14 protein-coding genes are annotated in these 12,276 nt (G+C 68.6%); 7 read left to right on the top strand and 7 right to left on the bottom strand.

The window, feature by feature from the left end; translation table 11 throughout:
* Positions 1–69: 69 nt before the first annotated feature.
* Together ACFTWF_RS07705 and ACFTWF_RS07700 are read left to right on the top strand one after the other, a co-directional pair.
* Positions 70–900, top strand: coding sequence for a hypothetical protein (locus ACFTWF_RS07705; protein ID WP_378460666.1), 831 nt, complete (start codon positions 70–72; stop codon positions 898–900).
* Between the two features lie 99 nt (positions 901–999).
* Positions 1,000–2,547 carry a Rieske 2Fe-2S domain-containing protein gene (locus tag ACFTWF_RS07700; protein ID WP_378460665.1) on the top strand — a complete coding sequence of 516 codons (1,548 nt, stop codon included), beginning with the start codon at positions 1,000–1,002 and terminating at the stop codon, positions 2,545–2,547.
* 79 nt (positions 2,548–2,626) lie between these two features.
* On the opposite strand, the gene bfr is transcribed toward ACFTWF_RS07700, so the two are convergent.
* The 4 genes from bfr to ACFTWF_RS07680 all read right to left on the bottom strand — a co-directional run bounded on the left by bfr (position 2,627) and on the right by ACFTWF_RS07680 (position 5,190).
* Complete coding sequence (gene bfr / locus ACFTWF_RS07695) at positions 2,627–3,112, bottom strand: bacterioferritin (RefSeq protein ID WP_378460664.1); 486 nt, start codon at positions 3,110–3,112, stop codon at positions 2,627–2,629.
* A 90-nt stretch (positions 3,113–3,202) separates the two neighbouring features.
* Positions 3,203–3,385 (bottom strand): bacterioferritin-associated ferredoxin, encoded by a 183-nt coding sequence (locus ACFTWF_RS07690; protein WP_185726991.1) that lies wholly within the window; start codon positions 3,383–3,385, stop codon positions 3,203–3,205.
* Between the two features lie 95 nt (positions 3,386–3,480).
* Positions 3,481–4,737, bottom strand: coding sequence for a serine--tRNA ligase (gene serS / locus ACFTWF_RS07685; RefSeq protein ID WP_378460663.1), 1,257 nt, complete (start codon positions 4,735–4,737; stop codon positions 3,481–3,483).
* Positions 4,738–4,770: 33 nt separating this feature from the next.
* Positions 4,771–5,190, bottom strand: coding sequence for an ankyrin repeat domain-containing protein (locus tag ACFTWF_RS07680; RefSeq protein ID WP_378460662.1), 420 nt, complete (start codon positions 5,188–5,190; stop codon positions 4,771–4,773).
* A gap of 81 nt (positions 5,191–5,271) precedes the next feature.
* Between ACFTWF_RS07680 and ACFTWF_RS07675 the strand changes: the two genes are divergently transcribed.
* The 5 genes from ACFTWF_RS07675 to ACFTWF_RS07655 all read left to right on the top strand — a co-directional run bounded on the left by ACFTWF_RS07675 (position 5,272) and on the right by ACFTWF_RS07655 (position 9,204).
* Entirely contained in the window at positions 5,272–6,378 is a 1,107-nt protein-coding gene (locus ACFTWF_RS07675; protein ID WP_378460661.1) for a septum formation family protein, read from the top strand.
* 1 nt (position 6,379) lies between these two features.
* Positions 6,380–6,730: a metallopeptidase family protein gene (locus ACFTWF_RS07670; protein WP_141467341.1), complete on the top strand. Its 351-nt coding sequence runs from the start codon at positions 6,380–6,382 to the stop codon at positions 6,728–6,730.
* A gap of 149 nt (positions 6,731–6,879) precedes the next feature.
* A complete protein-coding gene (locus ACFTWF_RS07665; protein WP_378460660.1) occupies positions 6,880–7,185 on the top strand; it encodes a PE family protein in 306 nt (101 codons plus the stop codon).
* Positions 7,186–7,219: 34 nt separating this feature from the next.
* Positions 7,220–8,413: a PPE family protein gene (locus tag ACFTWF_RS07660; RefSeq protein WP_378460659.1), complete on the top strand. Its 1,194-nt coding sequence runs from the start codon at positions 7,220–7,222 to the stop codon at positions 8,411–8,413.
* Positions 8,410–9,204, top strand: coding sequence for an ESX secretion-associated protein EspG (locus tag ACFTWF_RS07655; protein ID WP_378460658.1), 795 nt, complete (start codon positions 8,410–8,412; stop codon positions 9,202–9,204). The genes ACFTWF_RS07660 and ACFTWF_RS07655 overlap by 4 nt, the downstream gene beginning before the upstream one ends.
* Here ACFTWF_RS07655 and ACFTWF_RS07650 read toward each other — a convergent pair.
* Genes ACFTWF_RS07650 through pheA form a run of 3 tightly spaced genes read right to left on the bottom strand, consistent with a single transcriptional unit; the run spans position 9,201 to position 12,263 of the window.
* Positions 9,201–10,604, bottom strand: a complete 1,404-nt coding sequence (locus ACFTWF_RS07650; protein WP_378460657.1) for a lipase maturation factor family protein — start codon at positions 10,602–10,604, stop codon at positions 9,201–9,203. The genes ACFTWF_RS07655 and ACFTWF_RS07650 overlap by 4 nt on opposite strands.
* Positions 10,605–10,659: 55 nt before the next feature.
* The gene (locus tag ACFTWF_RS07645; protein ID WP_378460656.1) at positions 10,660–11,331 is read right to left on the bottom strand and encodes a histidine phosphatase family protein; all 672 of its coding nucleotides are present in this window, start codon (positions 11,329–11,331) and stop codon (positions 10,660–10,662) included.
* Positions 11,328–12,263: a prephenate dehydratase gene (gene pheA, locus ACFTWF_RS07640; RefSeq protein ID WP_378460655.1), complete on the bottom strand. Its 936-nt coding sequence runs from the start codon at positions 12,261–12,263 to the stop codon at positions 11,328–11,330. The genes ACFTWF_RS07645 and pheA overlap by 4 nt, the downstream gene beginning before the upstream one ends.
* Positions 12,264–12,276 lie beyond the last annotated feature (13 nt).

Raw genomic sequence — 12,276 nt, 5'->3', positions numbered from 1 at the left:
TATCCGCGATCTGGCCCGCCGTCGGGGGCGGACATTCGGTGGGGAGTCGAGAGAAAGGGCGCGCTGGGGATGGGTGGCACGGGCAGGAGGGCGCTCCTCGCGCCGGTCGTCGCGGTGGTTCTCGCGGCTGGGGTGGCGTGCGACGCGCAGTCCGGAATCCCGACGGAGCAGCCCCCGGCCGACACCGTCTCCACTCCCCCGGCCGCGGTCGCGCCCGACACGACCACGCCGCCGCCTGCCCCGATGCCGCAGGTGGTCGTGGGCGACGTGCCCGGCAACCCGGCAGCGGCGGACGCGGTCCGGGCCTGGGCCACCGACCTGGTCACCCGGCCCGACACCGTCCCCGCGCGATGCTGGACGCTGCCGCCCGCCCAGGCCGCCCACCAGTACGCCGACACCGCCGCGATCCTCGGTGCGCTCAGCCGACCGGGCGTCGACGGACAATTCGCGGTGTCCTGGACCGACGGCGGCACCACGGTCTCCGTCAAACGCAGCGAGATCGCGTCCGGTTACGCCTGCCCCCACGTCCACCCGACCGGGACGACCGACTTCTACACACCCGCCGACGCCGAATACGCCGTCACCCGCTTCCTGTCTCGGGAGTCGGGCGCGCCGGTGAACCGGGCCGACACCGAGACCGCGTACCCGTTGATCTGCCCCGGCTTCAGCCCCTGGGACCCGTCCGGCACCGGCGCCGGCGGTCAGCCTCCCCTCAAATCCGACCCCGACGTCCTGGCCGGGACCACGGCATTCGCCGCCGACGCGATGACCGCTACCCAGGGCCGCGGCGACTACCTCGACGTGTCCGTTCCGGTCACCGATGTGTCCGGGGCGACGGAGACCAAGCGGATCACCCTGTCCATCGGACCCGACGGTTATTGCCTCGGCGAAGTGACCTGACCCCACGTGAGTGGCACGGTGTGCTGGAGCGCGCATTGTCACTCACCTGGGGGGAACGCCTACCCTGGAACAGTCGCTCAGCTCCCAGGAGGCAAACCAGTGCAGGTCACCAGCGTCGGACACGCCGGATTCCACATCCAGACCGAGGCAGGCTCGATCCTGTGCGACCCCTGGGTGAACCCCGCGTACTTCGGGTCCTGGTTCCCGTTCCCGGACAACACCCAGCTCGACTGGGACGCCCTCGGCAACTGCGACTACCTGTACGTATCGCACCTGCACAAGGACCACTTCGACCCGGAGAACCTGAGCAAGCACGTCAACAAGGACGCGACGGTGCTGCTCCCCGACTACCCGGTGCCGGACCTCAGGCGCGAACTCGAGGCGCTGGGGTTCCACACGTTTTTCGAGACCGAGGACTCCGTCAAACACACGGTGTCAGGTCCCAAGGGCGACCTGGACATCATGATCATCGCGCTGCGCGCCCCAGCGGACGGTCCGATCGGCGACTCCGGCCTGGTGGTGTCGGACGGTGAGACCACGTGTTTCAACATGAACGACGCCCGCCCCGTCGACATGGACGTGCTGCACGACGAGTTCGGGCAGATCGACATCCACCTGCTGCAGTACTCGGGCGCAATCTGGTACCCGATGGTCTACGACATCCCCACCAAGACGAAGGCCAACTTCGGCAAGCAGAAGCGGCAGCGCGGCATGGACCGCTGCCGCAGCTACATCGAGCAGGTCGCGGCCACGTGGGTGGTCCCGTCCGCCGGACCGCCGGTGTTCCTCGACGACGCGCTGCGCTACCTCAACGACGACCGGGGCGACGAGGGCAACATCTTCCCGGACCAGATCACGTTCCTCGAGCAGATGCGGATTCACGGCAACGACGGCGGCGTCCTGATGATTCCGGGGTCCACCGCGGACCTGAAGGGCGGCGAGCTGACGCTGACGCACCCGATCCCGGACGCCGAGGTCGACAAGATCTTCTCCGACAAGGCCGCGTACATCGAGGACATGGCGCAGCGCCTCGCGCCGGTCCTCGCCGCCGAGAAGGCCACGTGGGCGCCCGCCGAGGGTGAGCCGCTGCTGGAGGCGTTGAAGGCGAAGTTCGAGCCGATCATGAAGCAGTCCGACCTGATCTGCGACGGCATCGGCTACCCCGTCGGCCTCGTGATGGGCGACGAGACCGTCGTCCTCGACTTCCCGCAGCGCACCGTCCGCGAGCGCGGCGAGAAGGACGGCAAATACCGCTACGGGTTCCGCATCGCGCCCGAACTGGTGCGCACGGTGCTGCGCGACGACGAACCCGACTGGGTGAACACCATCTTCCTGTCCACCCGGTTCGAGGCGTGGCGCGTCGGCGGGTACAACGAATTCCTGTACACGTTCTTCAAGTGCCTCACCGACGAGCGCATCGCGTACGCCGACGGCTGGTTCGCCGAGGCCCACGACGACTCCTCGTCCATCGAACTCGGCGGCTACGAAATCCAGCGTCGGTGCCCGCACCTCAAGGCGGACCTGTCCAAGTTCGGCGTCGTCGACGGCACCAGCCTCACCTGCAACCTGCACGGCTGGCAGTGGGACCTCGAGTCGGGCCGCTGCAAGACGTCGAAGGGTCACGAACTGCGGTCCACGAAGCTCTGAGCGTGACGGGCCTCTGCGCGCGGCGGGCGGATGCACCCTTCGACGCTCCTGAGGCGTCGAAAGGTACGTTCACCCGGGTCTACCCGACGGTCGGCGGCTGATCGACGAGCTGGGCCATGTAGAGCTGGTCGCCCATCTTGTCCATCAGCTCGATCTGCGTCTCCAGGTAGTCGATGTGGTCTTCCTCCTCCTCGAGGATTCCCTCGAGGAGCTTGGCCGACGTGGCGTCGCCCTTTTCGCGGCACATCTGGATTCCCGGACGCAGCCGTTCGACCACCTCAACCTCGATGGAGAGGTCGGAGTGGAATTGCTCACGCAGGTCCTGTCCGATGCGCAGCGGCAGCAGTTTCTGGTAGTTCGGCAGCGCCTCGAGGAACAGGATCCGGTCGGTCAGGATCTCGGCGTGTGTCATCTCTTCGATGGATTCGGCCCGCGTCTTGTCCGCGAGTTTGGTAAATCCCCAATTAGCCTGCATCTTGGAGTGCAGGAAGTACTGATTGATCGCGGTCAGCTCGCTGGTCAACTGTTCGTTGAGAAGAGCAATGATTTCGTCGTCGCCACGCATGACTTCTCCGTTCGCCCAGGTTAGGGCGAACGTACCACTGGCGAATTCGCGGTGTGGCGGATCGCGGGATCCAGTTGTACTGCGGTTTCCTCACGCAGCCGTGCCGGCGACCACCGAGCGCTCTCCGAGAATCTCCTTCAACCGATCGACGCAGGTTCCACATCCCCAGCCGGCGCCGCAACGCTCACCGATCGCATCCGCGCTGTCGGCCCCGGCGGCGCAGTGCTCGTGCACTTCGTCTTCTGTCACGGCCTTGCAGATGCACACGAACATGTGGAGCTCCTTAACCAACCAACCAGATTAGGTAAGGGTTACATCATTCTCGTGTTTGCGCAAGGGTAGCCTTGCCACAATCTCGGTCGGATGGATCACGGTTTCAGAACATCGGTGCCGACGAACGGCACGAGCGCCTCGGGTACCCGGACGGTGCCGTCGGACTGCTGGTGGTTCTCGAGAATGGCGACGATCCACCGCGTGGTGGCCAGCGTGCCGTTGAGGGTCGCGGCCGTCTGCGGCTTCCCGTTCTCGTCGCGGTACCGCACGCCGAGGCGTCGCGCCTGGAACGTCGTGCAGTTGGACGTCGAGGTGAGCTCGCGGTACGCCTGCTGGGTCGGCACCCACGCCTCGCAGTCGAACTTGCGGGCCGCCGACGACCCCAGGTCGCCGCCCGCGACGTCGATCACCCGGTAGGGCACCTCGATGGCGGCGAGCATGTCCCGCTCCCACCCGAGCAGCCGCTGGTGCTCGGCGTCCGCGTCCTCGGGCCTGCAGTAGGTGAACATCTCCACCTTGTCGAACTGGTGGACGCGGATGATGCCGCGGGTGTCCTTGCCGTAGCTGCCGGCCTCCCGGCGGAAGCACGTTGACCAGCCTGCGTACCGCTTGGGCCCGTCGGCGAGGTCGAGGATCTCACCCGAGTGGTACCCGGCCAGCGGGACCTCGGACGTGCCGACGAGGTACAGATCGTCGTCCGCGAGGTGGTAGATCTCGTCGGCGTGGGCACCGAGGAACCCGGTTCCCGCCATGATCTCGGGGCGCACCACCACCGGCGGGATCATCATCTGGAAACCGTTGGCCATCGCCTTCTGCGCGGCCAGCTGCAGCATTCCCAGCTGCAGCATGGCACCGAAGCCGGTGAGGAAGTAGAAGCGGGCACCCGACACCTTGGCGCCGCGTTCCATGTCGATCAGGCCCAGCGATTCGCCCAGTTCGAGGTGGTCCTTGGGCTCGAAGTCGAACGTCGGAACGTCGCCGACCGTCTCGAGGGTGATGAAGTCGTCCTCACCGCCGGCGGGGGCACCCTCCTGCACGATGTTGGAGATCGCCCGGTGCGCGGCGTCGAGCGCGGCCTGCGCCTCGTGCTGCCCGGCCTCGGCCTGCTTCACCTTGGCGGCGAGTTCCTTGGAGCCCTCGAGCAGCGCCGGACGTTCCTCCGGGGACGCCTGCCCGACCTTCTTGCCGAAGGCCTTCTGCTCGGCGCGCAGGTTGTCGCCGGCGAGAACGGCGGCCCGGCGGGACGCGTCGGCCTCGAGCAGCGCGTCGACCAGGGCCGGATCTTCGCCGCGGGTGCGCTGCGACTCACGGACGGCGTCGGGGTTCTCGCGGAGGAACTTCAGGTCAATCACGGCTTCAAACCCTACCGGGCGCCGCCGGGCGGCTCACTCCGGTTTCGGTTCCAGGATGCTCAGGAGGTCCTCGCGGCCGAACATGCGGGCGGCATCGACCGCGGTCGGATGCCCGGCGGTGGCGTCCGCGCCGCCCGCGACGAGGGTGCGGACCACGGCGTCCTCACCCTTGAACAGGGCCCCTGCCAGCGGAGACTGCCCCTTGTCGTTGAGCCGGTCGACGTCGGCGCCGCGGTCGATCAGCGCCTGAACGGCCTCGGCGTGCCCGTGGTAGGCGGCCAGCATCACCAGCGTGTCGCCGTTCTGATTCGCCAGGTTCACCGGGACGCCCGCGTCGACGTACGTGGCCAAGGACACGGCGTCGCCGGATCGTGCCGTGTCGAACACCCGTCCGGCCAGCTCCTGAATTTCGGGATCCACCTGCTCGGCGGACTGCCGAGGATCGTCGCTCATGCTCGTCGAAGTTACGCGAGGTTCGTGCCGATTGCGGGAGTTGTTCTGCTTCCACGATCGGAACGGGCATTATGGAAATCGATGTCCTCAGATCAATCGAACGGCGCCGAGCCCCAGCCGGAGAATTCCGGGCGACCGGGGAAGGCTCCCCGCAGCATGTCCGCGACCACGACGCGTCGCGCGCTGGCGGCCGTCGCCGCAGGCGCCGTGGTGGCGGCGATCGCCACCTTCGCGATCGCGGGCGGTTTCAACCGCAGCGACAACCTCCCGACGCACTCGACCGGCCCCGGACCGCAGGCGACCGGGGCCGTGGAGGGCGACGCATTCTCGTCGGCGGCCGCCGGCGACTGCCTCGACTGGACGCCGTCGAACGATCCCCAGGAGGACCGCAAGGACGTCGCGAAGGTCGACTGCGCCGACGAGCACCGGTTCGAGGTGGCGGCGCCACTGGACCTCGGCGTCTACCCGGGCGCCGAGTTCGGTCCGGGTTCGCGTTACCCGGGTGCGCTGCGGTTCGCGTCGTTGCGGGACGAGCACTGCGTGCCCGCCGTCGACACCTACCTGGGTGCGAAGTTCGACCCGTACGGCAAGTTCAGTGTGGGCCTGATGTTCCCCAGCGAGTCCGGTTGGGCGTCGGGTGAGCGCACGCTGCGCTGCGGACTCCAATTCTCCAGCACCGCAGGCACGTTGCTGCCGTTCACCGGGAGGGTCGCGGAGCAGGACCAGTCCAACATCTGGGATCCGGGCACGTGCATCGGAATCAACCAGAACGTGCCCACCGATCCCGTCGACTGCGCGCAGCCGCACGCCTTCGAAGTGATCTCCGTCGTCGACCTCGCCACCCAGTTCCCCGCCTCGATGCCGTCCGTCGAAGACCAGGACAAGTACCTCGAAGGCGTGTGCACGCAGGCCGCCAACGAATACCTCGGTTCCGCGGACGCCCTGCGGGACAAGACGCTGACGTTGTTCTGGGACAACCTCGAACTCGACAGCTGGCTGGCGGGCAGCAGGCGGGTCAACTGCTCGGTGGGCAAGGAGACCGACGCCGGCGGCTTCTCGACCATCACCGGTTCGGCGAAGGGCGAGATTCTCATCAACGGCGCGGCACCCGTAGCGCCGCCGCCGGTCCCGGAGGGCAGGTCGATGCCGACCCCGCTTCCCGGCGCAGCGCCCGTTCCCGGGAACTGATGTGGCAGTGAGCATGACGCCCGGCCGATTCGAGGAATTGGTGGGCGACGCCCTCGACCTGATCCCGCCGCAGCTCGCGGCCGCCATCGACAACGTCGTCGTCCTCGTCGACGACCGCAACGACGAGGACCCGCACCTTCTGGGCCTCTACCACGGGATTGCGCTGACGGAACGGGACAGTCATTACGGCGGATCCCTGCCCGATACGATCACCGTCTACCGCGACGCCCTCCTCGACATCTGCAGTTCGGAGGAGGAAGTCGTGCACGAGGTGGCCGTCACCGTCATACACGAGGTTGCACACTACTTCGGGATAGAAGAAGATCGCTTGCACGAGCTCGGCTGGGGATGAACGGTTTTCCCGAGAAAGAATTCTCGGGATCGGGGGGAACCGAAGAGCGAGTTGCAGCGTCCAAGTGTGTAGGGACAGCTGCACCATGCAGTTCGTTTGCCGGGGGGCAACTGCCTTCCGCCTGCCTAGGTCAGAAGGAGTTCGACGCAATGCCGGATCTGCACGTCGCACCTGAAGCTCTCGTCGCCGCCGCCGTGGAACTCGACGCGCTCGCCGCGCGTCTCGAGGCATCGGTCGCTCTCAATTCCGCGGCCATCCGCGTGCTCCCGTCGGGGAGCGAAGAAGTGTCCCTGCACGCGGCCGGCTACTTCGACACCGTGGCCACCACGTTCACTCCGGCTGTCGCCCAGGGCATTCTCGAGATGCGCGAGACCGCGAACACGCTCCGTACCCAGGCCGCGCTGTATGTCGCCGAGGACCTCGCGCTCGGCGCGTCCCTCGCTGCGGGCATGTGACCGCGGGCGCCTCGAGACCACCAGGAGATCAGACATGACCATGGGACTGACAGGTGTCATCTGGTTGCCCCGCGGGGCAACCGTCAACTCGACCACCCTCGTCGCGGGTGCCGGACCGGTGCCGCTCAGCGTGGCGAGTGCGGCGTGGACGGCGTTGTCCACCAGCTTCGTCGACGCCAACATCACACTCGTCCGCGTGATGGCCGAACTCGCCGCCGGCTGGCAGGGTGTGTCCGCCGTCGCCGCTCTCGCCAAGATCACGCCGTTCACGGTGTGGACCGCCGAATGCGCCGAACTCGCAGCGGATACGGCAGCGAAGGCGGGGCTGGAGGCGGGGGCGTACACCACCGCCGCGCTGATCATGCCCAGCATTCCCGAGATCGTCGCGGTCAAGACCGCGAAGGCCACCGCCTATTCGACGGGTGGCGCACTGAACGGCACCGCCGCGGCCGCGGAAGCCGCCGACCGCGCGATGGACATTCGTGCCGGGCTCGTGATGGAAGGCTATGAGGCCGCGTCGAACATCCTCGCGCTGCAGCGCACGTACAAGCAGCCGCCGCGCATCGTCACCAAGGCCGACTCGAAGGAGGTCGGAAGCTTCGACGAGATCCCGTCCGACGGCGAATTCGACCCGACGCGCGCGGCCGCCGCCGCGGTGATGGCCGTCGGCCAGAACCCCGCCGTCACCACAGCCGCATCGCAGGTCGGCAGCATCGCAGGCACCACCGTCTCCACCGCCACGTCGGCGGCGAGCAACATCAGCGGCGCGGCGCTGTCCGCGGTCACCGGTGGCGGCGTCACCCCGTTCGCGGCCGGTGCACCGATGTCGGGCGGATCGTACGGTGGCGGCTCCGCGTCGACCAGCGCTGCGGCGGCCCGCACGTCGGTCGGTGCGATCGGGGCCGGCGGTGCGACGCTGCCCGAGGGCTGGGGCAGGGCGGACGGGCTCGGCCAGGGCGCTCGACCCGGCGCACCGGCACCCGCACCCGGCGGTGTGATCGGGGAGGTCCGCGCGGACGTGTCCCCGGCTGCGACTGCGGCGGGGCGCGGCGCCACCGGCAGCGGGCCGATGACGGTCGGACGCGGCGCCGCCGGCACCGGCGCGGAGGACGACGAGGAGCGCGACACCCCCGACTACCTGAAGAACTTCGAGCACTTCTCCGACGGGCGCACCGTCATCCCGTCGGTCATCGGCGCGAACCCCGACCACCGGGAGCCCGGACGGTGATCGATCTGGGCACCCGGCCGGACGTCCCGACCCTCCCGGCGGCGACCCTGGGCCTCGACGAAATGGACTATCTCGTCGACACACTCGCGGTCGACGTACTGCCGGTGGTGCTCGACGCCGGCCCGCGGTACGACAGCTACGACGCCCGGGACGCAGCGTTCCGCGGCGCCGCCGACACCCTCGCCGCCCGGGGTCTGCTCCCGGGCGGTGGGGTCCACCCCGAACTCGCCGACCGGCTGCGGGTGCTGGCCCGACCGCGGTGGGAGATCGCCCTGCGCTGGTACGTCGACGGCAGCATCTCGCGGTTGTGCCTCTCGCAGGGCGAAACCCTCGCGGTGCTGGCGTTGCGGGCCGGCGACGCGTACGTCGTCCAGGACGCCGGCGCCGACATCCTCGCCCCCGTCATCGGAGCGCTCGGGGCGGTCGAACCGCTGAGCTTCGGCGTCGTCAACGCACCCACGGCCCAGCTCGGCGAAGCCTTCGATCAGGGCGGCGACGGCAAGTCGCTCGCCGCCGCCCTCACCGCACTCGGAGTGACCGCGGCCGACGCGACCACCCTCGGCAACGCGTTGGCCGGCTGCAGCAGGTACGCGGAGATCGTCGGAATCACGTACGGCGACGGACAATACGATCCGGTGGGCGGGCCCGTCACCGTGTTCGACACGCCGGGCGGACGCGTCGTCGGTACGTCCAGCGTCTCCGCGCACGGGGTCGCGTGGTCATCGCTCAGCCCCGGCACCCCGCAGCGTCTGCGGCAGGCGCTGGAATCGCTGGCCGACCGGCTGACCTAGATCGGCTGCCGCTTCCACCACGCGCCGGTGTCGCGGCGTTCCTTCCACGTGGTGAACTCGTACCGGTACATGCGCGCCCGCACATGCTTGGGCGGGTTGTCCGGGAAGGGGTTGTGCTGCAACAGCTTCAGCGTGTCACGATCGTTCCGCAGCAACCGCTCGACGAACCCCCGGAACCACGGTTCGGCGTACCCGGGCGAGATGGCCGTGAACCAGAACAGCCAGTCGAGTCGCAGATGGTACGGCGCGAACTGGCGCGGTCGACGGCGCACGTCACCCGGTTTCCCCTTGAAGCCGTACTCCTTCCACTCGGAGTGGAGGCTGACGTGCGCGTCGGCCGTCCCCTCCACGATCACCTCGTACCGCACCCGGGTGATGCTCCCGAACGCGCCGTACGTGTTGACGAAGTGCCACTTGTTGAACGAGGCATTCATGCGCTGCCCGTGCGAGATCAGGTTCCGAATCGGCCAGTAGCTCAACACGACGACGAGTGCCGTCACCGCGACGACCGCCACTGCGAACGGCAGCGGCGCCGAATCGCTGCCTGCCGGTATGTCGAAGGGCAGCACCGCGGCGTACACGCCGTCCGGGATGACGGACAGACCGAGCACGATCGTCGTCCAGTTCAACCACGAGAAGTTGCCGCTCGCCACCAGCCAGAGCTGGGTGACGATCATGACCGTCGCGGCGATCGCGGCCACCGGTTGGGGCGCGAACAGTCCGAACGGCACCACCAGTTGGGCGAAGTGGTTGCCGAGCACCTCCACCCGGTGCAAGGGCTTCGGCAGCCGATGGAAGTACCAGCTGAACGGTCCGGGCATGGGCTGTGTCTCGTGGTGGTAGTACAGGCAGGTGAGGTTGCGCCAGCATCGGTCGCCGCGCATCTTGATCAGCCCGGCCCCGAATTCGAGGCGGAACAGCAGCCATCTCAGCACCAGCAGCACGAGAATCGGCGGCCCGACCGACGCGTTGCCCAGGAAGATCGCGAGGAACCCCGCCTCGAGCAGCAACGACTCCCAGCCGAAGCTGTACCAGAGCTGCGAGACGTTGACGATCGACAGGTAGAGCACCCACAGCACGAACCACACGAGCATGCACGCCGCGAGCGGAATGATCTGCGTGAGACCGAGTAGCGCGGCGAGGGACAGGGCGGCGCCGGTCCAGCACACCGCCTCGAAGAACCGGTCCGAGTAGTGCAGGTGGAAGATGCTCGGGGCACGCCCGAACGTGACCCGGCGGAGAAAATCGGGGATGGGCAGCATCCCGGTGCTACCGACGAGGGGCCTGAACTGGTTTCTCGCCGCGAGGAACGCGACGAGATAGATCGCGGCGAGTCCCTCGGTGACGAGCAGCCGACCGAGCGAATAGTCATCGCCAACGAACCATTCCACCGCCGTCACTCCTCGAGGACGGTTTCCTCCATCGTCGCGCAACCCCGGGGTGCGCGCAACGACATCACCCCATGGGGTCGTCGGCGCCGGGAACGATGCGATGCTCGAACGGCGGCTCGACGGTGCCCCAGCGCACACACTCCCAGCCACCGCCCGCGAGCGGCGTCAACTCCACCGACTGCGTGTTGGCGAGGTGGTTGTTGGCGGCGAAGAGTCCGGGCACACCCGCCAGTTGGGCTGCCACGAGCCGGATGGCGGCGCCGTGGCTGACGAGCACGACGTCGCCGGATTCCGCGGGGTCGTCGAGGTACTGCGCGCGCAGGGCGTCCACGACCGGCACGTACCGGTCGAGGATGTCGTGGGCGGATTCACCGCCGGGCACCCGCGCACCCAGTTCGCCGGTGTGCCACAGGTGGAACGTCTTCATGAACAGCTTGTGCGATTCCTCGTCGCTGCGGTCCTCGAGCTCACCGGCCTGGGCCTCGTGCAGACCCTCCCGCACCTGGACGGCGATGCCCGACGCGAGTTCGACGAAGCGCGCCGTCTGCCGGGCGCGCAACGCCTGGGAGGACACGAGTGCGGCCGTCGTCGCCGCGACGGCGAGGTCGGCGCCCAGCCGTTCGGCCTGGGAGAGCCCTTCGGGTGTGAGCCGGGCGCCCGGCAGTCGGGTGTCGAGCCTGCGCTCGACGTTGGCCTCGGTCTGCCCGTGCCGGACCAGGATCAGCTTGCCGCTCACGATTCCCTTTCTCCCTGACGGATTCGTTCGATCCACTCCGCCGCGTCTCCGTCGGACGGCGGGGGCGGGCCGCTGGGGTTCGCCGCGGGCCAGGACCCGAGGAACCGGACGTGCGACTTCCGGTGCAGCGCCCGGAACGCTTCGTCCACGAGCGGGTCGTCGATGTGGCCGATGCAGTCGACGAAGAACCGGTAGGTGCCGGGGTTCGTGCGCACCGGGCGTGACTCGATGCGAATGAGATCGATTCCGCGGGTTGCGAACTCGGACAGCACGCCGACGAGGGAGCCGGGGATGTTGTGGGGTTCGAGGACGGCCGACGTGCGGTCGCCACCGGTGCGCGCGGGCACCGGGGCAGGCGCGGTGACGAGGACGAACCGGGTACGCGCGCTCTTCTCGTCCGCCACCCCGTCGGCGAGGCTGCGCAGACCGAGCCGGTCACCGGCGAGCGCCGTGGACACGGCGGCGTCGGCGAGACCGTTCGCCACGTCCTCGGCGGCGCCCGCGTTGGACGACGCCGTCTGGATCTCGGCCCCGGGGCAGTGCTCCTCCAGCCAGATTCGCACCTGACCGGCCGCCACCGGGTACGCCCGCACGGTGCGCACCTGGTCGAGCCGCTCCACGCCCGGCCCGCCGAGGATCGTGAAGGCCACGTCGAGTTCCGTCTCGGCCACGATCTGCAGCCGGTCGCCCAGCGCGAGCGAATCGAGCGTGGGCACCACGGCCCCCTCGACGGAACTCTCGATGGGGACGACGGCGCCGTCCACGACGCCGTCACGCACTTTCGCCAGGGTGGCGGGCGGACTGGTCGCCGGTACCCGCTCGACCGGCCCGTCGAAGGCGCCCGCCTCCTCGAGCTGCGCGAGCGCCATCTCCGTGAAGGTTCCCGAGGGTCCGAAATACGCGATCTTTGGCACGCCTACGAGATTACGCATCGCGCGTCGACGC

Source organism: Rhodococcus sp. NPDC056960, from assembly GCF_042674125.1.
Taxonomy (GTDB): domain Bacteria; phylum Actinomycetota; class Actinomycetes; order Mycobacteriales; family Mycobacteriaceae; genus Rhodococcus_F.
The sequence above is the reverse complement of the archived record's forward strand: the minus strand, read 5'-3'. Positions and strand labels throughout refer to the sequence as shown.